General features: G+C 62.7%; 15 protein-coding genes. 8 read left to right on the forward strand and 7 right to left on the reverse strand.

The genetic code is table 11. The features are described 5' to 3' along the window. The first annotated feature begins 189 nt into the window (after nucleotides 1-189). The 3 genes from hppD (at nucleotide 190) to OKW45_RS39280 (ending at nucleotide 4,073) form a co-directional block, all read left to right on the forward strand. Complete coding sequence (gene hppD, locus OKW45_RS39270; protein WP_184011854.1) at nucleotides 190-1,263, forward strand: 4-hydroxyphenylpyruvate dioxygenase; 1,074 nt, start codon at nucleotides 190-192, stop codon at nucleotides 1,261-1,263. Between the two features lie 177 nt (nucleotides 1,264-1,440). After that, nucleotides 1,441-2,823: an amino acid permease gene (locus OKW45_RS39275; protein ID WP_429473990.1), complete on the forward strand. Its 1,383-nt coding sequence runs from the start codon at nucleotides 1,441-1,443 to the stop codon at nucleotides 2,821-2,823. Between the two features lie 44 nt (nucleotides 2,824-2,867). Beyond that, nucleotides 2,868-4,073 (forward strand): amino acid aminotransferase, encoded by a 1,206-nt coding sequence (locus tag OKW45_RS39280; RefSeq protein ID WP_429473991.1) that lies wholly within the window; start codon nucleotides 2,868-2,870, stop codon nucleotides 4,071-4,073. Nucleotides 4,074-4,215: 142 nt separating this feature from the next. Here OKW45_RS39280 and OKW45_RS39285 read toward each other — a convergent pair whose 3' ends face one another. Then, complete coding sequence (locus tag OKW45_RS39285; protein ID WP_429473992.1) at nucleotides 4,216-5,334, reverse strand: patatin-like phospholipase family protein; 1,119 nt, start codon at nucleotides 5,332-5,334, stop codon at nucleotides 4,216-4,218. A 259-nt stretch (nucleotides 5,335-5,593) separates the two neighbouring features. Between OKW45_RS39285 and OKW45_RS39290 the strand changes: the two genes are divergently transcribed. Next, complete coding sequence (locus tag OKW45_RS39290; RefSeq protein ID WP_429473993.1) at nucleotides 5,594-7,627, forward strand: hybrid sensor histidine kinase/response regulator; 2,034 nt, start codon at nucleotides 5,594-5,596, stop codon at nucleotides 7,625-7,627. A gap of 150 nt (nucleotides 7,628-7,777) precedes the next feature. Further along, complete coding sequence (locus OKW45_RS39295) at nucleotides 7,778-8,767, forward strand: zinc-dependent alcohol dehydrogenase family protein (protein WP_429473994.1); 990 nt, start codon at nucleotides 7,778-7,780, stop codon at nucleotides 8,765-8,767. A gap of 235 nt (nucleotides 8,768-9,002) precedes the next feature. Here the strand turns inward: OKW45_RS39295 and OKW45_RS39300 are convergent, their stop codons facing one another. From OKW45_RS39300 to OKW45_RS39320, 5 genes are all read right to left on the reverse strand, one after another. Next, on the reverse strand, nucleotides 9,003-10,034 hold the full coding sequence (locus OKW45_RS39300; protein WP_429473995.1) for an Acg family FMN-binding oxidoreductase: 1,032 nt from the start codon (nucleotides 10,032-10,034) through the stop codon (nucleotides 9,003-9,005). 147 nt (nucleotides 10,035-10,181) lie between these two features. Then, a complete protein-coding gene (locus tag OKW45_RS39305; RefSeq protein WP_026226073.1) occupies nucleotides 10,182-10,829 on the reverse strand; it encodes a response regulator in 648 nt (215 codons plus the stop codon). A gap of 323 nt (nucleotides 10,830-11,152) precedes the next feature. Then, the gene (locus OKW45_RS39310) at nucleotides 11,153-12,814 is read right to left on the reverse strand and encodes a bifunctional aminoglycoside phosphotransferase/ATP-binding protein (RefSeq protein WP_429473996.1); all 1,662 of its coding nucleotides are present in this window, start codon (nucleotides 12,812-12,814) and stop codon (nucleotides 11,153-11,155) included. Then, nucleotides 12,811-12,942, reverse strand: coding sequence for a hypothetical protein (locus tag OKW45_RS39315; protein ID WP_429473997.1), 132 nt, complete (start codon nucleotides 12,940-12,942; stop codon nucleotides 12,811-12,813). Before OKW45_RS39315 ends, OKW45_RS39310 begins: the two co-directional genes overlap by 4 nt. Next, entirely contained in the window at nucleotides 12,939-13,118 is a 180-nt protein-coding gene (locus tag OKW45_RS39320) for a hypothetical protein (RefSeq protein ID WP_429473998.1), read from the reverse strand. Before OKW45_RS39320 ends, OKW45_RS39315 begins: the two co-directional genes overlap by 4 nt. A gap of 174 nt (nucleotides 13,119-13,292) precedes the next feature. Between OKW45_RS39320 and OKW45_RS39325 the strand changes: the two genes are divergently transcribed. Beyond that, nucleotides 13,293-14,273, forward strand: coding sequence for an acetyltransferase (locus OKW45_RS39325; RefSeq protein WP_429473999.1), 981 nt, complete (start codon nucleotides 13,293-13,295; stop codon nucleotides 14,271-14,273). A gap of 202 nt (nucleotides 14,274-14,475) precedes the next feature. Continuing rightward, on the forward strand, nucleotides 14,476-15,153 hold the full coding sequence (locus OKW45_RS39330) for a phosphoribosyltransferase (protein WP_429474000.1): 678 nt from the start codon (nucleotides 14,476-14,478) through the stop codon (nucleotides 15,151-15,153). A gap of 61 nt (nucleotides 15,154-15,214) precedes the next feature. Here the strand turns inward: OKW45_RS39330 and OKW45_RS39335 are convergent, their stop codons facing one another. Continuing rightward, nucleotides 15,215-16,936, reverse strand: coding sequence for a ShlB/FhaC/HecB family hemolysin secretion/activation protein (locus OKW45_RS39335; RefSeq protein ID WP_429474001.1), 1,722 nt, complete (start codon nucleotides 16,934-16,936; stop codon nucleotides 15,215-15,217). A gap of 413 nt (nucleotides 16,937-17,349) precedes the next feature. Here OKW45_RS39335 and OKW45_RS39340 point away from each other — a divergent pair, with 413 nt between their 5' ends. Beyond that, nucleotides 17,350-19,389, forward strand: coding sequence for a glycoside hydrolase family 28 protein (locus OKW45_RS39340; RefSeq protein ID WP_429474002.1), 2,040 nt, complete (start codon nucleotides 17,350-17,352; stop codon nucleotides 19,387-19,389). The last annotated feature ends 21 nt before the right edge of the window (nucleotides 19,390-19,410 follow it).

Below are 19,410 nucleotides of genomic sequence, written 5' to 3' on the forward strand. Positions count from 1 at the left end.
CGTCGATAAAAATTTACACTGAAGCCAGATGGCGCTGCGACGACGCCGGCAAATGCGTTGAGAGCATGGTCCGAGGTCGCTACCTGCGTGGCGATTGGAGAAATTTTCTTTCATTTTTCCGACACCCGGCACCACTCGGTGCCGGTTCCTCGCCACAAATCATTCACCCTCTGCTGAACCTGAGAGATCATGGCCGACCTGTTTGACAATCCAATGCAACTCATGGGCTTCGAATTCGTTGAATTCGCCTCGCCCGTACCCAATGTCCTTGAACCGCTGTTCGAGCAGATGGGCTTCACACTGGTGGCTCGCCACCGTTCGAAGGACGTGCTGCTTTACCGCCAGGGCGAAATCAACTTCATCGTCAATCGCGAGCGCAACAGTGCGGCGGCTTACTTTGCCGCCGAGCATGGCCCGAGTGCGTGCGGCATGGCATTTCGCGTGAAGGATTCGCACAAGGCCTACGCCCGCGCGCTGTCGCTAGGGGCTCAGCCGATCGAAATCGCAACCGGTCCAATGGAGCTGCGATTGCCCGCAATAAAGGGCATTGGCGGCGCACCGCTTTATCTGATCGACCGCTTCGAAGACGGCAAGTCGATCTACGACATCGATTTCGAGTTCATCGAAGGTGTCGAGCGGCGGCCGGCCGGTCATGGCTTGCGCCTCGTCGACCACCTCACGCACAACGTCTATCGCGGCCGCATGACGTATTGGGCCAACTTCTACGAGACGCTGTTCAACTTCCGTGAGCTGCGCTACTTCGACATCGAGGGCGAATACACGGGTCTCACGTCGAAGGCGATGACGGCGCCGGACGGCAAGATCCGCATTCCATTGAACGAGGAATCTGGCAAGGGGAGCGGGCAGATCGAGGAATTCCTGATGGCCTTCAATGGCGAGGGCATTCAACACATCGCGTTCCTGACGGACGATCTGATAACGGTTATCGACAATCTGCAGATGGCAGGCGTGCCGCTGATGACGGGGCCCAACAGCTACTACTACGATGCGCTCGAGACGCGCTTGCCGGGCCACGGTCAACCGGTGGGCGAATTGCAATCGCGCGGCATCCTCCTCGACGGAACGACGGCAGACGGATCGCCGCGCCTGCTGCTGCAGATTTTTTCCAAGCCGCTGCTTGGCCCTGTCTTTTTCGAATTCATCCAGCGCAAGGGTGATGAAGGTTTCGGCGAAGGCAATTTCAAGGCGCTGTTCGAGTCGCTCGAACGCGATCAGATCGAGCGGGGCACGCTGAAGGTTTGACGCGCATACAACCCCGTTGATAGCCGCTTCAACAATACCTATTCCAGCAAGACAACGGCACCGGCGCCACAAGCGTCGGCTGTGAGGCCTCGGCACGTTTCGCCTGCCCGACCAGAGCAGGCGAAAAGCGAGGCGTGGCGTCCGAAGCACCAACCGCAGGACACAGGAGACAACATCGTGGCACACCAGCAACAGGGCACGCTACAGCGCGGCCTGAAGAATCGTCACATTCAGTTGATCGCGCTAGGAGGCGCAATCGGCACCGGCCTCTTTCTCGGCATCGCGCAGACCATCAAGACGGCAGGACCGTCCGTGTTGCTCGGGTACGCGATCGCGGGCATCGTCGCCTTCTTCATCATGCGGCAACTCGGCGAAATGGTCGTCGACGAGCCCGTTGCGGGGTCCTTCAGCTACTTCGCAGGCAAATACTGCGGCCAATTCTCCGGCTTCGTGTCCGGCTGGAACTACTGGGTGCTGTACGTTCTCGTGTCAATGGCAGAACTGTCGGCCGTTGGCATCTACATGCAGTACTGGTGGCCCGGTCTGCCCACGTGGGTCTCCGCGCTGGTCTGCTTCTGCGTCATCAACGCGATCAACCTCACCAGCGTGAAGTCGTACGGCGAGCTCGAGTTCTGGTTCTCGATCGTCAAGGTCGCGGCGATCGTCGGCATGATCGGCTTCGGCGGCTACCTGTTGATTTCGGGCCATGCAGGCCCTGACGCGGGCGTGGCCAATCTCTGGCGCCACGGCGGCTTCTTTCCGAACGGTGTGTCGGGCCTCGTGATGGCGATGGCTGTCATCATGTTCTCGTTCGGTGGACTGGAACTCGTCGGCATTACGGCCGCCGAGGCGGAAGATCCTTCGCACACCATCCCGCGCGCGACCAACCAGGTGATCTACCGGATCCTGATTTTCTACGTCGGCGCACTCGGCGTGCTGCTGTCGCTGTATCCGTGGGAAAAAGTCGTCGCGGGCGGTAGTCCGTTCGTGCTGATCTTTCACGCGATGAATAGTAACTTCGTCGCCAACGTGCTCAATGCGGTGGTGCTCACCGCCGCGCTGTCGGTGTACAACAGCGGCGTCTACTGCAACAGCCGCATGCTTTATGGCCTCGCAGGCCAGGGCAATGCGCCGCGCGCTCTGCTGAAGGTGAACGCCCGCGGGATTCCGCTCGTCGCGCTGGGTGTTTCCGCCTTGGCGACGGCCACCTGTGTGGTGATCAACTACCTGATGCCCGGCAAGGCATTTCAATTGCTGATGGGGCTCGTCGTCTCGGCGCTCATCATCAACTGGGCAATGATCAGCATCATTCATTTGCGATTCCGCGCTGCGAAAGCGCGAGCCGGTGAGACGACCGTATTCCGCAGCCTGGGTTATCCGCTCACCAACTATCTGTGTCTGGTGTTCCTTGGCGGCATTCTGGTGGTGATGTGGCTGATACCGGATCTGCGCATGTCGGTCTACCTGATCCCCGTTTGGCTCGTTGCGCTGGGCGTCGGCTATCGCTTGCGCAATCGACGCGCGGACGCCTCGGTACCGGTTGGTGTGCCGATGCGCTAGGCACCGCGTTTCTGCAACCATTTGGCCTAATCCAGGGAACCAGCATGTTTGAACACATCGATGCCTATGCGGGCGACCCGATCCTCACATTGAACGAGAACTTCGCGAAGGATTCGCGCGACCATAAGGTCAATCTGAGCATCGGCATCTATTACGACGATCAAGGCCGCTTACCGGTGATGCAAGCGGTACGCGAGGCCGAAGGACAACTACTCGCCGAGCTCGGTCCAAAGCCGTACCTGCCGATGGCGGGCTTCGCCCACTACCGCGATGTCGTGCAATCGTTGGTGTTCGGCGACGACTCGGCGGCGCGTACCGAGGGGCGCATCGCGACTGTGCAGACCTTGGGCGGCTCGGGCGCGCTCAAGGTCGGTGCGGATTTCATCAAGCGCTATTTTGCGGGCTCACGGGTATGGGTCAGCGATCCGACGTGGGAAAACCACCGTTTCATCTTCGAGCGCGCGGGATTCGAAGTCGACACGTACCCGTACTACGACGAATCGAGCGGCGGGCTCAAGTTCGAAGAGATGCTATCGGCCATCGACGGGCTGCCGGCGCGCAGCATCGTCCTGTTGCACGCGTGCTGTCACAACCCGACGGGCGTCGATCTGAACGACGCGCAATGGGTGCAACTGATCGAGGTCATCAGGAAGCGGACCGTGCTGCCATTCATCGACATGGCGTATCAAGGCTTCGGCGCGGGCATCGACGCGGACGCATTTGCGATTCGTGAACTCGTGCGCCAGAACGTGCCGGCGTTGGTGGCCAATTCATTCTCGAAGAACTTCTCGCTGTATGGCGAGCGGTGCGGCGGACTGTCGGTGATTTGCGAGTCGCCGGATGTTGCCGGGCGCGTATTGGGTCAATTGACGAGCGCCGTGCGCGCGAACTACAGCAATCCGCCGACGCACGGCGCAAAGATCGTAGCGCGTGTGTTGACGACACCGGCAATGCGGCAATCATGGCAACAGGAGCTTGCATCGATGTGCCGGCGCATCATGCGTATGCGTGCGGAGCTCCATGAACGCCTGCGCGGTAAGGTGCCGGACACGATGCTCGCGCGCTACCTCGAGCAGCGCGGTATGTTCACGTACACGGGGCTGTCGGCAGACCAGGTCGACACGCTGCGCGAACGGCACGGCGTCTACTTGATCCGGTCCGGGCGCATGTGCGTCGCCGCGCTCAATGACAACAACGTCGCGACGGCTGCGGAGGCCATCGCGAGGGTCATCTCGCGGGCAGGCGATTGAGACTACTGCCGCAAGCTTGAAGCCGCGGCTGGACACGCGATCAGTCCGGCTAACGTGCGCGCGATGGCGGATCGGTTCCAGACCGACGTCGAAGCCGTCGCTTGCGCTCTCGAGGCGGTGCGCGGCATGGAATTCGTCTTTTTCAGTTTCGTCGCGCGCTCGCGTTGCCGCTGTGCTTGAGCGTCGGATCGAGCAACGAACCCTTGACGTCGAGCGAAGACGCTTGCCCGAGCTTCGCGTAGTCGTTCTCGAGCCATACGTCCGCCACTTCGCGGCCACGCTCGAAGAGCGTTTTGAGCAATGACCAGGACGTGCTGCTCTTGGAAACAAAACCGAACTTCGCGAGAAAATCGTCGTCGCGAATCAGGTGGAACCTCACGGGCTTGAAGCGGCTTTTGCGCGCCGCTTCCTCGCCGACCGAGTCGAGCACACGGTTGACCGCTTCGATCGCGTTGATCTCCAGTACGACGGACGCGTTGAAACCGATTTCATTGAGCCGGTCGAGAATGCCGCGCGCGTCTTTAGGCGGCATGTCGTGGCGCACGAACGGATTCGCGAGGACCAGGATCAGGTCCTGGGCATGGGGGATCAACGGTGCCAATGGCGGGTTGCCCAGATAGCCGCCATCCCAGTACGGTATGCCGTCCACGCTCACGGTGCGAAACTCGCTCGGCAGGCATGCGGAAGCGCGCAACACGTCAATGGAAATCTCGGGGCGGGTGAAGATTGCGCGTTGGTTGGTTTGTACGTCGGTTGCGCAAATGAACAGTTGCGGGCCATCGCGCGTGGTATTGAGCGCGGCGAGCTCCTGTGCGGGGAGGGCGGAACGAATCACCGGCCCGAGCGGATCGCGGTAAAACGGATTGCCGTATGGCGAGGCGACGAGTCCCACGGCCTCCAGCATGATGGCGGCGGGATTCCAGTCGATATTCCAGCCGCCGAATGGCCCGGGTTCGGAAAAGCCGAGGAGCGCGTTGCCCGCCAGCGCGCCGGCGCGCGATACCGCTTCCCAGAAGGCGCGCAGCATGTCGCGTGCTTTCGTCGCTCCGCTGGTTGCGAGACCCGCCGCGCACAGCGTCGCATTGATTCCGCCCGCGCTTGCGCCGCTGATCGCCGCGATATCGAGTGGCATTGCCTGCGACGAAGCCTCCAGCAGACGGTCGAGCACACCCCACGTGAAGGCGCCGTGCGAACCGCCGCCTTGCAGGGCAATCGCGACTTTGGGGCCGTTCTGTCGCGTCGAGTTCCGGGGTTCCTCCATCGCCATGGCTCCTTCGCGTCTTCATCGCGTTCCCGGCAATCTTACGCGCACGCGACGATACTTGCGTCGGAAACGTCGAGCTTTTAGTGATTCGTCCTGTCCCGCATGCCATGGCGGATCGCCTTGGATACTGCGATACTATTTATCGTCGCGCGCTGCGTAACCTACTAAAACGGTCCATGACAAAGAGGTTGACTGACACAAGCCGGTGGTCCAGGACGGCATCGGGGGCTCACAGCTTTCGTCCGGGGGTACCTCGATGAATCGGGATCTCGATCTGGATTCCCGAGGCGCGATCACGCTAAACGGGTTGGCGCGCAGGCTGGGGCGTACCCGCGAGCAACTGATGCATCGCTGGCTCGCCGAGACCTCGGAGCAGGGCGCGTACACCGATGCGGACAGCGGGCAGGGACTCATTGGCTGTTTTGCCTATATGCTGGCCGAAGTATGCGCCGCCCTGCTGGTCGCCGAGAGCGACGCGTCACTATCCGCGCATGTGGCTGTCGCGCACCCCGGCAGGTTCTGGCCAAAGGGCTGGCGGGTCACGGATCTGTTTCGCAACATCGATCTGATGCAGCACTTTCTGAAAGACGAGATCCGCGCGTATTTCGGTCCGGTTGCGGCTTCCGTCGACGTTCACATGCGAGCACACGACATCGTCGAGCGCACGTTTCGCGCGATGATCGAAAGCGCCATCGAGGCGCAAATGCAACGTCAGGCGGCCGAGGTGGCGGCGGCGCAGGACAGCCTGCACACGGCGCTGACCGCGCTGAAGCTCACGGAGGAGCGGCTGCGTGTCGCGACGAGCGCGGCCGGTATCGGCATCTTCGAGTGGTGTGGCGCCTCGCGACAAGGCGTGTGGGAAAACCGCCAGATGTACGAAATCACCGGGCAGCCCGAGGCGAGGGGGCCGTTGACGGAAACCGAGTTCATGACGTCGGTCGTTCATCCGGACGATGCCGAACTGCTGAAATGCCATTTTCAGTCCCGGCTGGTCTCCGGCGAGCCGGTGCATGTCGCGTTCCGGCTGTACCGCGTAAGCGACCGCGCGCTCAGGACCGTCGAAATGTTCGGGTATCTGCGTTCGCCCGTTCAGCAGGACGATTACACGTTCATTGGCAGCTTGTGCGACGTGACGGAGCGGACCGATGCGGAGGCGAAATTGCGGGACGCCGATCGCCGCAAGGACATCTTTCTGGCCACGCTCGCGCACGAGCTGCGCAACCCGTTGGCGCCCGTGCGTAACGCCGCGCATCTGCTAGGCAACAGCGCGGGAGCCGATCCCGCCAAACGTGAGTGGCTGCGGAATGTGATCGAACGCCAGACCGGCCACCTTTCGCATCTGATCGACGACCTGCTCGATGTATCGAGAATTACCACGGGCAAGATCGAGTTGAAACGCGAGGTCTTCGATATCAGGCTGGCACTCGACCACGCTCTGGAGATCACGATGCCGGGGGCGTTGCAGCGGCATCACGACATCGTGCGTCTGCCGCTCGCGCACCCGGTGTACGTCCACGGTGACCCGGCGCGGATCACCCAGACATTTTCCAATCTGCTGGATAACGCGATCAAATACACCGACGATGGTGGCCGGATCGTGGTATGCGCGACGCTCGTCGGCCAGGAAGTATCCGTTACCGTGTCGGACACAGGCACGGGTATTTCGGGCGACGCACTGCCTCACGTGTTCGATCTGTTCGTACAGGGTTCCTGCCACGGCGAGCCGTCCAGGGGCGGTCTTGGGATCGGGCTCTCGGTGTGCAAGACGTTGACCGAGATGCACGCCGGGACCATTGTCGCCAGGAGCGAAGGCAAGAACAGAGGCAGTGAATTCGAAATACGTCTACCCGTTTGCCAGGGCAGCAACCAGCAGGCGAAGGACGGTGCCGAAGCAGGTCGAACGCCGTCCGATCCATTGCGTGTTCTGATCGTCGACGATAACAGCGATGCCGCGCTGTCGCTCGCCATGATTCTCGACGCGCACGATGTGCGCACCGCACACAGCGGGGAAGAAGCGCTTCAGATTGCCGCTGCCTTCGAGCCGCAGATCGTTTTCCTTGATCTTGGTCTGCCTGGAATCAGCGGCTATGAGGTTGCGCGTCGGCTGAGGGATCGTCAGGAGGCCGGCAAGCCCCTTGAAATCGTCGCCGTGTCGGGATACGGACAGCCCGAAGACGTGGCTCGCTCTGCGGGGGCGGGGTGTGATAGTCATCTCGTCAAACCCGTCGATATCGAAGAACTGCTCGCGATCATCAGGCGAATGACCAGCGAAAATCCGGCCACCGCGTAGTTTTCGATCGATCCTCTTTGTGCGAGGCGGCATTCTGGGGCGACGACGAAAAGCACTGTTCGGATTTCGCCGCTTATCAGTCGAATTCCGCGCGGGAACGACGTAGTAATTTTCGCAGTGCTCTACCATCAGTCCATCCAGGAGGTAGTGATGTCACGGACTGTCAGGATTGCCGAGGCCGGTGGGCCCGAAGTGCTTCGATTCGTCGACGAATCGGTCCGCGGCCCCGGCCGCGGTGAAGTTCGCATCAACGTGAAAGCGATCGGTCTCAATCGCGCGGAATCGATGTGGCGCACCGATCAGTACATCGAGCCCGTCCGCTTTCCGGCCGGGCTCGGGTACGAGGCGGCCGGCATCATCGACGCGGTGGGCGAGGGCGTCGGCGGTTTCGCGCCCGGAGACGAGGTCAATGTGATCCCGTCGTTCTCGATGAATCGGTACTTCACCTACGGTGAAGTCATCATCGTGCCGGACCATGCAGTCGTCAGGCACCCGAAATCTCTTTCCTTCGCCGAGGCCGCGTCGGTGTGGATGATGTTCGTCACCGCATATGGCGCGCTGATCGAAGATGCAAAGGTGGGCGCCGGCGACTATGTCGTCATACCGGCCGCTTCGAGCAGCGTTGGACTGGCAGCGATCCAGCTAGCGAATTACGCGGGGGCGACGTCGATCGCGGTCACGCGCCATGCTGGCAAGCGACAGCAGTTGCTCGACGCGGGTGCCGCACACGTGGTCGTGACGGACGAGTCGGACCTTGTCGAAGCGATCATGCGGATCACGGATGGGAAGGGGGCTCGCGTCGCATTCGATCCAGTCGGCGGCCCGAACTTCGCGAAACTGATCTCGGCGCTGTCCTTCCAGGGGATCGCGTATCTGTATGGCGCGCTAGACGAACGTGCCACGACGCTGCCCGTGCTGCAGATGATCGCCAAAATGATTTCAGTGAAGGCGCACAACCTCTGGCTGACGAGTGGCGACCCGACGCGCCGAAAGGCTGCGGTGGAGTTCGTGCTCAAGGGGCTCGAAAGCGGCTCGCTAAAGCCGGTCATCGATCGCACCTTTGGGTTCGGCGACATCGTCGACGCGCACCGCTACCTCGAAACCAACGGGCAGTTCGGAAAGATCGTGGTAACGGTGTAGCCCGCGAACCGACATTGAGGTGAGGCAACGCGCTGCTTTCCCGCTTGATATTGTTGCTGGCCGCGTTCGCTCAAGCGCGGCCATCGCGAAGTGCTGAGTTCCAGTTCATGCAGCATGTGGCGGCGTTGGGGTAGCGCATGACATGGCGATTCTTCTGTCGGATCGCGCATGCCGGCGTCGGTCTGGCTGTCGCGCGACCTTCATCGCGGGCCCATCGGTACCGCTTCCACGCGTGTCAGGACACCACATCGGCCAGCGGCCGCCTCGGCGCATGACTGACGCGCGGGCCGCGGCCGACGCGGAGCAGAAGCTGCGGAGTCGCCTCCGTTCCCAGCAGCGTCCGGAGCCGCTCGCGCAGCGGGGCCACTTCGATCGGCTGGTTCAGGTAGGAAGCGGTCAGTCCCACGGATGCCGCGACCAGCAGCATCCGCTCGAGCGCCTGTCCCGCGGCGAGCCATGCCTCGCGGTCGTCGCGCATCGTGACGATTCCGACCATCAGCGGCGAGCCTTGCACGAGGTGCTGATGCGTAGCGGGCTGTCCCGCGCCCACATCGAATACGCGGACGGCCAGGCTGACGAGCGGCGCCGCGAAGTCGAGCAATGCTCCGACAGCGGTACCGTATGCCGGCATGCCATCGTCGCGCCGGCGCGGGTGGATCCAGCTGGCGAGCTCGCGCCGGAAGCGTGGGTCCGCGAACTGCGCGTGATCGGCGTCGGCGATCAGTTGCGCAAGCGCCTCGCGCGCGGTCGTTTGCTCCACGCAACAGGCAATCGCGCCCTCGTCGTCGCAGGCGTCGCTGAGCTTGCGTTGCAGTTCCGCCGGAACGGCTTCGTCGACGAACGGCGCACGCGTGGTCACGCGCGCTGTCAGCGCTTCGAAGAGTTCGTGCAGGTGGGGATCGCGAGGCCCGTCGCGCGACACGCTCACGAGCGCCACGATGTCGGGGTCGGCTTCCGATGGAAACAGCGTGATCGCATAAGCGAGACCGAGACGACACAGCGCCACGCGAAGATTGAGCAACGCCGCGCCGCAGCTCATCAGAAGTTCGCGATCGAAAGGATCGACCACGGGAAGCGCGCGCATGCGGTCGGCGCAGATCTGTACGGTCTCGCCGTCGACGATGAACCGCCACGGTTGCGTGTTGTGATTCGACGGCGCGAGCACCGCATAATGCAGCGCAAAGCGCAGTTGCTGTTCCAGTGGCGCGGAGGCGTGGAAGTGCGGTTCGCCGATTTCCCACGCGTCATGTTGGGCGGCATCGTTCATCTCGAAGTCTCCTTTCGGATCGTTCCAGCGAGCACGCGGTTCGTGTCGTCATCGTGTCGCCGGATACCGTGGCAGGTTTGAGGCAGGTCGACGTTTCAGATGTCTCGCGTACGCTTTGCTTTGCGCGGGTCTCGCAGCGCGGAAGCGCTACAGGTCGTTTCCGTCGTCGAACAGTTTATGGCGGATCGCATAGCGAACCAGCCCGTTCTCGTTCGGCATCTGCATTTTTTCGAGGATGCGCGTCTTGTGCGTGCTGATCGTCTTCACGCTGACGCATAGTTCGTTGGCGATCTCGGTGATGCTCTGGCCTTCGACCAGGCGCCGGAACACGTCGAATTCGCGATCGGACAGCCGCTGGTGCGGCAGCGCGTCGGCAGGCTCGTTCAGGTTCTGGGCAAAGCGTTCGGCCATCGCGAGGCTGACATAAACGCCCCCTGACGCGACCTTCGTCACCGCGCCGACCAGTTCCGCACTCGCGCTTTCCTTGGTCAGATAGCCGGACGCGCCCGCCTTGAACGCGCGCACCGCGTATTGCTGCTCGGCGTGCATCGTCAGCACCAGAATCCGCAGGCCGGGTTTTTCCTCCTTGATCTGCTTGATCAGTTCAATGCCATTGCGCCCCGGCATCGACAGGTCGAGCACGAGCACGTGGGCCTGCGTCGCGCGAATTAGCGCGATCGTCGTCGCGCTGTCGCAAGCTTCGCCGGCCACTTCGAAGCCGCTCGCCTGCTGCAGGATATGGCGCAGTCCGTCGCGTACGAGCGTGTGGTCGTCGGCCAGCAACACCTTGATCATGGGGTGATCTCTCCCGGTTGCATCCATTGCCAGGGGGAAACCTGACCGCAATCGCAAAGTCCGCGCTTTGCGCGGTATCGATCTGCATGGAGTCGCCGAGCATCGGCGCGTGTTCGCGCACGCCGATCAATCCGAACGGCATTTTGTGACCGCTGGCTCCGACCGTCTCGCGATCGGCGTCTCGTTCACGATCCATTATCCGCTATCCGTGGCGGGCAGTCGGGCCGTTTGTGTGAGATGTCACTTCGGCCACCCGTGTTCGACGCGGACGCGACCTCGATCACGCGCGCAGATCAATGACCCCGCTTCGCGTCGGAACACGATCAGCGTGTCGCAAACGGCGCTGACTGCATCAGTGCAAGCACGGGTCGCCAGAACGCGGGGGAGTCGAACGCCGCCATCGGTACCGCGGTGTCGAATGACAAGGTCAACGCCTGTTCCGCGGGCGTCAGTGCGTCAGCGCTCGCGAGTTGACGCGCGAGCGTCGCGGTGTCGGCATCGGATAGATCGCGCGGACCATGCCGGCGCGCTTCGATTCGTTGCGCGAGCACCGTTGGTTCGGCACGAAAGTCGAGAATGCGGGCCGGTACGCCAAGCCGTTGGGCGAGCGCGAAAAACGTGTCGCGGTGACGGAACTCGAGAAAGGTCGCGTCGACGATCGCGCTGTGGCCGCTTTGCAGCACGCGGTGCGCGAGTCGAAGAAGGTGGTCGTAGATCGCGTGACGTGCAGCTGGCGTGTAGCGTTCGGCGCCAAGCGAGGTTTGCGCGTCGGGCGAGGGCCGCAGACGCTTGCGTTCGGCATCGCTCGACACTCGCACCGCGCCGCACAGGTCCGCAAGGGCCCGGCTCGCGACCGATTTTCCAGAACCGGAGTAGCCATGACACAGCAGCAAAACGGGTCCCGGCTTCTGCGTTTGCGCCCGTGCCACCTCGAGGTAGCGCAGGGCCGGCTCCGGGATGGCGACGTTGCGGCCCGCGACGTATCCCGCTTTCAGGCACGCGACCCACGCCCGCACCAGCGCGCGATAGGCGACGTACAAAGGCATCAGCGACAGCGCCGCATAATCGCCCGACGTTTCGAGCCAACGGTTCAACAGTCGATTGGCCAGACGGGGCTCCGCTCGCGCGCACAGGTCCATCACGAGAAACGCGACGTCCGCTGCGACGTCGATCCAGCGGAGCGCATCGTCGAAGTCGATACAGTCGAACATCGCGATTGCGCCGCGCCAGCGGACCACGTTGTCCAGATGCAGATCGCCATGGTAGCCACGCACGAAACCCTCGGCGCGGCGCCGGTCGATCAGCGGCGCGAGTTGGTCGAGTTGTCGCGCGCACCACGCGACAATGCCGGGCAGCGCGGGATGGCTGCAATTGGCCAGCAGCGCCGCGTTGATCGTTTCGATCTGCGTTCGCACCAGCGTGGCGCTCCCGTAGCGCGACGACGGCGCGTTGCGGGGCGCCCTCAGGTGATAGTCGGCGAGCCGCTTCGCCGCGCCGTCGATGTCGCGCGGCGTCAGTGCTCCCTTCGCCGCGAGACTCGAAAAGAGCATCGCCTCGTCGAAGCGGCGCATCTTGACCGCGTGATCGACGGTCACGCCGCCGTCCCCGAACGTCAGCACGCCGGCGTGGCGCGCAATCGGCAGCACGCCGGCGTAAATACCTTGCGCGAGTGGCCGGTTCAGACGGAGCTGGGCTTCGCAGCAGCGCTTGCGGGTCGCGGTGGCGGTAAAGTCCGCGAAACCCGGGGCGACGGGTTTGATGATCTTGTACGCGAAGCGCCCGGCGAGATACACGATGGATATGTGCGTTTCGACCCGGACGATCCTGCCCGCCGGATGATGGTACGTGCCCGGCCTGCGCAGCGTCGCGTCGAGTCCGCGCACGCTGCGGCGCGCGGCGCGGACCCGGTTGGCGAGATGCTGGATGCCGCGCATGCCTGCATTGGCGCGTGGTGAAGAAAGCTTGCGGCTCCGTGGCGAACTCATGCCGTACTCCACCTCGCGGGCAGCTGCGCGCCCACTTCTTCGTGGCGACCGCTCAAGTCGACCGAGCCCGCGACAACCGGGCCGGAATTCGCGACGAGCGGCACGCCGGGCGCGCGTTCGACGATCATGCTGCGGCCGCCGAAACCAGCATGACCTTGACGGCCTCGGCGAGCGCATTGACGCCATTGAGCAGCAATTGCCGGGCGTCATGGTGAAGCACGAGCGTCTCATTCGACACGGTTGACCTTCGCCTGGTGGGACGGCCGGCGCCCGCCTTGCGCGCGAGCCGGAATCGTCTACTCATTTAAGCCATCGGGTATGGTAACCGGTTTGATCTTTATCAAGGAGGCGGTAGCCGGGCATCGCCAGTCGGTCGGCAACTGCCTGTACGCTTCCATACGAAATGGAGCGTGGGTCACCGATTGACCGCAGTCAAGCCGCGTGCGATCGTGGCAGCAACGCGCCGGTGGAGCAGCGGATGAAGCGATTCGATATTTTCAATGGCGATGCCGACGGCATCTGCGCGCTGCATCAGTTGCGGCTCGCCGAGCCTGCCGACACCATCCTGATCACGGGAGCCAAGCGCGAGATAACGCTTCTGCAACGCGCGAACGCGCAGCCGGGCGACAGCGTGACCGTGCTGGATATTTCGCTCGACTCGAACCGCGAGCCACTCATCGCGTTGCTGGATCTTGGTGTAAAGATCGACTATTTCGATCATCATTTTCCCGGTCCCATCCCCGCACACGCGCTGCTAACGACGCATATCGATACGTCACCGGATAAGTGCACTGCGCTGATCGTGGACCGCCATCTGCAAGGCCGGTACACGCGATGGGCGGTGGTCGCGGCCTATGGCGACAACCTGCATCGGGCAGCGCATCGGGCCGCCACTGCGTGCGCGGTGAACTCGTCCGATGAGCACAAACTGCGCGAACTCGGCGAAGCGATCAACTACAACGCCTACGGGGAGAGCGTCGTCGATCTTGCCGTCGATCCTGTCGAGATGTATCGCGCCATTCAACCCTATTCGGACCCGCTCGAGTTCATTGCGTCGACCAGCGTGCTGCCCGAACTGCAGGCGCGACGAACGGAAGACCTCGAGCTGGCCCTGGGACTCGCGGTAATGCGGCGGCTCGCCAATGGAACGCTGCACATTCTTCCCGACGCGGCGTGGGCGCGGCGCGTGCGAGGCGATTTCGCCAATCTCGTCGCGCGACGCGACCCGGCGCGAGCACACGCGGTGCTGACGGCCCGCGCCGATGGCCGATACACGGCGAGCGTACGGGCTCCGCTCGATTGTCCGCGAGGCGCCGACGTCCTTTGCAGAAAGTTCGGAGGAAACGGCAGGGTCGCTGCCGCCGGTATAGACGGGCTCGATCAAGCGCGGCTCGACGAATTCGCGGCAGCGTTCAGCGTTGCGTTTTGCCGCGACGTTCGTGGAGCGGGTGACCGGTAATTCACCGCTGCATGGCAATCGGCAGTGCGAATTCGCCAGGTGACGCATGAAGCGCAAGGTAGCGGCCGCGGAAGCATGCCCCGGTATCGGCATCGCCGGGAGAGCCGTGAAAACTTCTCCGTTCAGGAGGAACGCTTGATGCGGCCGATGATGGCATAGTGGGTTCGGCAACGCGCACTGACGTTGCGGAGGAGGAAAAGCGATGGTCAACGTGTTTCGCGACCGCGCCGACGCTGGCAGACAGCTGGCCCACGCACTGCGCGACTATCAAGATCGCGGCGATCTGGTGGTGCTGGCTCTGCCGCGCGGCGGCGTTCCTGTCGCGTTCGAAGTCGCGCGGGCATTGCATGCCAGGCTCGACGTTCTCGTCGTCAGAAAGCTTGGGGCGCCTCAAGACGAGGAACTGGCGATGGGCGCCATCGCGACGGGGGGCGCCCTTCATCTGGAAAGGTCGGTGCTTCGCGAACTGCAAATCAGTGACGCCCAATTGGCCGACGTGATCGCGCGCGAAACAGCCGAACTCGCGCGCAGGGAACTGGCGTACCGTGGGGAATGCCCGCCGGTGCCAGTACAGGGCAAGACCGTGATCGTGGTCGACGACGGCATCGCGACGGGGGCGTCGATGCATGCGGCGCTCGACGCACTCGGCAGCAGACATCCCGCTCGGATCGTGGTGGCGGTCCCGGTGTCGCAATCCGATGCGCGCACGGCATTCGAAGGAATCGCGCACGCGTTCGTGAGCGTGCTGCAGCCGGATTGGTTGATGGGGATCAGCGGGTTCTATGTGGATTTCGACCAGACGACCGATGAAGAAGTCCGCGCCTGTCTCGCCGTCGCGCGCGGTTGGGAGCCCGAGCAGGGCTCGGACTCGGCCGGATGACGGCGCAATGAAGGCAGACACGGCGGCGGGCCGTGTCGAACATGGGGCATCTATCGACGGCTCACGTTCCGACCGACACGTACAAGAGCACGATCGGCGCCTTCGAACCATTTGGTGTCGCCGAGCGTAATGGCGCGCCATAGGTGCAGCGCAAATCCACGAATCTCGACCATTGGACGCGCACGCCCGCGCCGACGCCCGCGAGCAGACCGGGGTTATTTTCGGCTGGCTGGTCGATCGTGCTCCATACGCGGCCCGCATCGAAAAACACAAAGGGTTGCACGACTGCGTTGCTCGCGCCGAGCGAGATCGCAGGCGTGCGCACCTCGGTCTGAATGTTCCAGCCGCGATCGCCCAGCGTGACGTATGGGTCGTAGCCTCGCACACTGGACTCCCCGCCGAGTCCCATCTCCTCGCTCGGTAATAACGTGTTCGGCGTCCACTGAAACGTTCCGTTCGTGATCAGCGTGAAGCCAGCCCCAAGCGCGGTGGCACGAGACGCAGTCAACTGCATATAGATGTAGCGGGCCGTCGCGCCCTGCCGCGCGGCGTTAAATGCCTCGTCCTGATTGTTGCCATCCAGTCCGCCCGGACTGGCGAGGAGTGTCGCCGTGGCGTGCGCCGTGCCAGCCTCGGTCGTTTTGCTGATGTCGTATGACAACACGAACTGATGTATATGCGTATTCGAGTTGAAAACCTGGGAGCCGCCAAATTCCAGATCGTTGTTGCTGCGCTTGAAGTCGTATCCGATCTGGATCAGCTGTGTCGTGTCCGTGATGGTCGGCAGACGCAAGTCGTAGCGAAAGCTGAGCTGCGCAGAAATGCCCGTTTGCCCATACGTGTCGGGCAACCGTGGCGTGCTCTGCGCGTAGACGCCGAACAACTCGATACTGTCGAGCCAAGGCAGCGGCGCCGTGTAGTTCAGCGCGTGCGCGGTGAAGCGGGCGCGGTTCGGGCGGCCTTCGATATTCGGATTGCCGCTGAAAAAATCGTTGCTGGCAGTGAATTGGTAGGCGATCTGCTGATCGAGACCGAGCAGCTTGCCGTAGCCTATGCCTGCAAAGAACCGATCACGGCCGAGGTCCGGCACGCCTTCATTGTCGTAACCCGCGCTTACGCGAAGCGGCAACCGGTCTTCGGTTTGCAACACGACGTCGGTCGTATCGGCGGCATCACCGGGCGCAAAAACAGCATCGACCCGTCGATAAGGATTCGCGTTGAGCACCGCAAGTCCCTTCGAGACCGCCGATTGCAGGATCGGTCCGCCGGGCTCGAGCGGCATTTCACGTTCGAGAAGCCTGCTCGAAAAGTAGGTGTTGCCGCTGGCGTGAACCCGACCCAGTTTGAATTCGGCAATGGCGATACGCACGACACCGGAGCTGACGTCCTGTTCCGGTACGTAGACGTCGACGAGCGGCTTTCCCGCCGCCCGATAACGCGCGACCACGGCGCGGCGTATCTCGGCGAGGCGGCCGAAAGTCAGCGGCTTGTCGAGGTCCGTGGCGAAGCTCTGCAGGAAGGCGGCGTCGAGTACGGGCAGTCCTTGCGCGACGATACGACCTTGCTGCCTCGGCGATACCGCCGCGGACGAGCCGGCCGGTTCGAAGATGAGCCCGGCAAGCCGCTCAACAGCGATCCGTGCGGACTCGGCCTGCGCTTCTGGGGAGGAGGGTGACGACGCGCTTCGCGGCGCCTGCGGTGCGGGTTGCGGCGCGAGGTCGCGCCATGCCTGCGCCGCTACTGGTGAGGTCTGCATGATGCCCGCAATGCACGTTGCGATCATCAGGACAGCAGTGCGGACGGCGGATCGCGGTTTCATCGATCGCTTATATGCAAAGCGCTGTGCCTATTGGCTGCCTGGCAGCAGGCAGCGGTGACCAGCAAGCCGCCGCCCTCGACCCGATGTCGCGCATGCAATACGAACCTTCCGTCGTTCATGGCGATACCTATTAACGGGTGTGGTGCATCGAGTGCGGAGCCGCACCTCGAAATTATTCTAGTCGAAGCGCTTGCAGAGTTTTCAAAAGCGACCCGAACCCTCTTCGCACCTTGCGAATGGTAGGGAGGAAACATTTGGCAAGGGTTTCCACCATATGTACTGGCCCGCATCTTGTCTTTACGCTTCAGACTTGTCATACAACCGCCGCCATGACGATTCTCTCATGCGCCTACAACTATTTGTCCGGAGGGGACTCCATGTCCAAGCTGTCGTGCGATCTTGATAAAAATGCGCCCGCAACGGGCGACACCTTGCGCATTTCGCGCCGTGGCTTCATTGGCCTGGGAGGCGCGCTCGCCGGCAGCGCACTCCTGCAGGCTTGCGGCGGCGGCAGCGGAGTTTCCGCTTCCGCGGCAGGCGGAAGCGGTAGTTCCACGCCAGCGACGGGAAGCACGCCGTCAACGGCTGCGGCCGACCCGATCTGGGGTCCCAACGGTTCAGCGACGAACATCATTAATGCGCTGCAGAAAATCACGCAGAGCGCGTTCCCGGCCGTCGATTTCCAGGTCGAACAGTACGGTGCGCAACCGTGCGCGGTCATTGCCCAGGCCAACCCCTACACCGGCAGTTCATCGCCCCTGAGCACGGGGGCCGGCGCGACCAACGCACCGGGATCGTTCGATTCACGTCCCGCTTTCCTCGCGGCAATCGCGGCCTGCAGTGCAGCCGGTGGCGGCCGGGTCGTGGTGCCGGCGGGCACGTGGTATTGCGCGGGTCCCATCGTGCTGCAGAGCAACGTCAACTTCCATCTGAGCGCGAACTGCACGATCTATTTCAGCCCGAATCCTGCCGACTATGCGAAGGACGGTCCGGTCAACTGTGGCGCCAACGGCAACCTTTACTACAGCCGCTGGCAGGCGAACGACTGCCTGAACTTCGGCTCGCCCGTGTACGCGCGAAATGCGAACAACATCGCGCTGACTGGCGAAGGCCCGACATCGGTGCTGAACGGTCAGGCGATGACGCCGTTCGCCGGAAGCGGAAACACCAGCACTTGCTGGTGGACCTACAAGGGTTCCAGCGGCGCATACGGCTGCGCGGGCTCGACCACGCCGTCTCAGGCCTATACGAACCCGAACAACGTCGATCTGATGGTGGTCGCCCCTACCATTTCGGCCTCGCTCTATACGCTATTGACCAATCCGGCTACGCCGTGGCAGCAAGACCAGAACTACCTGCCGGCGCTCTCCGAAGCGGGCGTGCCGGTCGCGCAGCGAATCTTTGGTCTCGGCCACTATCTGCGGCCGTGTATGGTTGAGTTCATCGGTTGCACGAACGTGCTGATGGAAAACTACCGAACCAACAACACACCGTTCTGGCAGCATCATCCGACGGACTGCACGAACGTCGTGATCCGTGGCGTGACAGCCGACAGTATCGGACCGAACAACGACGGCTTCGACCCCGACGCCTGCAACACTGTGCTGTGCGACAGCGTAACGTTCAACACCGGCGACGACTGCATCGCGATCAAGTCAGGCAAGGATCTCGACACGGAGTACGGACCCGCGCAGAACCATGTGATCCAGAACTGCATGATGAATAGCGGTCACGGCGGCATTACGCTCGGCAGCGAGATGGGTGGCGGCGTGCAGAACATCTACGCGCGCAATCTGACCATGCTCAATCAGTTCTGGGCAACGAATTCGCTGAACATCGCGATCCGTATCAAGACGAACATGAACCGTGGAGGCTATGTCAAGAACTTCTACGTGAATGGCGTCACGCTCCCGCACGGCGTGAGTCTGACGGGTGGAGGCTACGGCAGCAAGATGCTGACGGGCAGTCCAATCAACGGCACCGTGCCCATCGGTGTGGTCACCGCAACAGCCGCCAACCCGTCCGCGTCTCAAGGCGGCCTGATCACGTTCGATTGCGATTACCAGCCTGCCGCCGATGCGATTCGCACACGCCCCGCGCTCATTGACAACGTCAACATCACGAACGTCAATGCTTCGAACGTGACATTGGGCAGTACAACCGGCTCCTGTTTCCAGGCCATCGTTGCACAAGGTCCAGTTGCGTTCGACTACAACGGTCCGGCGCCTGCGCCGACCGTACCGGCAATCACGGGAGTGACGATTTCCAACTGCGACTTCGGCACGCCTGTGGCGGCAGGCCCCGCGAACGCCAGCACGCCGGGTCCGATCTACCTCTACAACGTGCACGACATTACGTTGCAGAACGTGATCATCGCTGGGCAGACGCTCAATCAGACGCTGTCGGATCCGCGTTAAACACGACGCACCAAAGAGCGG

The sequence above is a fragment of the Paraburkholderia lebeckiae genome, from assembly GCF_050436225.1.
Taxonomy (GTDB): domain Bacteria; phylum Pseudomonadota; class Gammaproteobacteria; order Burkholderiales; family Burkholderiaceae; genus Paraburkholderia; species Paraburkholderia tuberum.

Excerpts from the sequence above, each read along its gene's own strand:
- hppD (WP_184011854.1), top strand. The coding sequence starts at position 190 with ATGGCCGACCTGTTTGACAATCCAATGCAACTCATGGGCTTCGAATTC.
- OKW45_RS39280 (WP_429473991.1), top strand. The coding sequence starts at position 2,868 with ATGTTTGAACACATCGATGCCTATGCGGGCGACCCGATCCTCACATTG.
- OKW45_RS39285 (WP_429473992.1), bottom strand. The coding sequence starts at position 5,334 with ATGGAGGAACCCCGGAACTCGACGCGACAGAACGGCCCCAAAGTCGCG.
- OKW45_RS39290 (WP_429473993.1), top strand. The coding sequence starts at position 5,594 with ATGAATCGGGATCTCGATCTGGATTCCCGAGGCGCGATCACGCTAAAC.
- OKW45_RS39295 (WP_429473994.1), top strand. The coding sequence starts at position 7,778 with ATGTCACGGACTGTCAGGATTGCCGAGGCCGGTGGGCCCGAAGTGCTT.
- OKW45_RS39300 (WP_429473995.1), bottom strand. The coding sequence starts at position 10,034 with ATGAACGATGCCGCCCAACATGACGCGTGGGAAATCGGCGAACCGCAC.
- OKW45_RS39305 (WP_026226073.1), bottom strand. The coding sequence starts at position 10,829 with ATGATCAAGGTGTTGCTGGCCGACGACCACACGCTCGTACGCGACGGA.
- OKW45_RS39310 (WP_429473996.1), bottom strand. The coding sequence starts at position 12,814 with ATGAGTTCGCCACGGAGCCGCAAGCTTTCTTCACCACGCGCCAATGCA.
- OKW45_RS39315 (WP_429473997.1), bottom strand. The coding sequence starts at position 12,942 with ATGATCGTCGAACGCGCGCCCGGCGTGCCGCTCGTCGCGAATTCCGGC.
- OKW45_RS39320 (WP_429473998.1), bottom strand. The coding sequence starts at position 13,118 with ATGAGTAGACGATTCCGGCTCGCGCGCAAGGCGGGCGCCGGCCGTCCC.
- OKW45_RS39325 (WP_429473999.1), top strand. The coding sequence starts at position 13,293 with ATGAAGCGATTCGATATTTTCAATGGCGATGCCGACGGCATCTGCGCG.
- OKW45_RS39330 (WP_429474000.1), top strand. The coding sequence starts at position 14,476 with ATGGTCAACGTGTTTCGCGACCGCGCCGACGCTGGCAGACAGCTGGCC.
- OKW45_RS39335 (WP_429474001.1), bottom strand. The coding sequence starts at position 16,936 with ATGATCGCAACGTGCATTGCGGGCATCATGCAGACCTCACCAGTAGCG.
- OKW45_RS39340 (WP_429474002.1), top strand. The coding sequence starts at position 17,350 with ATGTCCAAGCTGTCGTGCGATCTTGATAAAAATGCGCCCGCAACGGGC.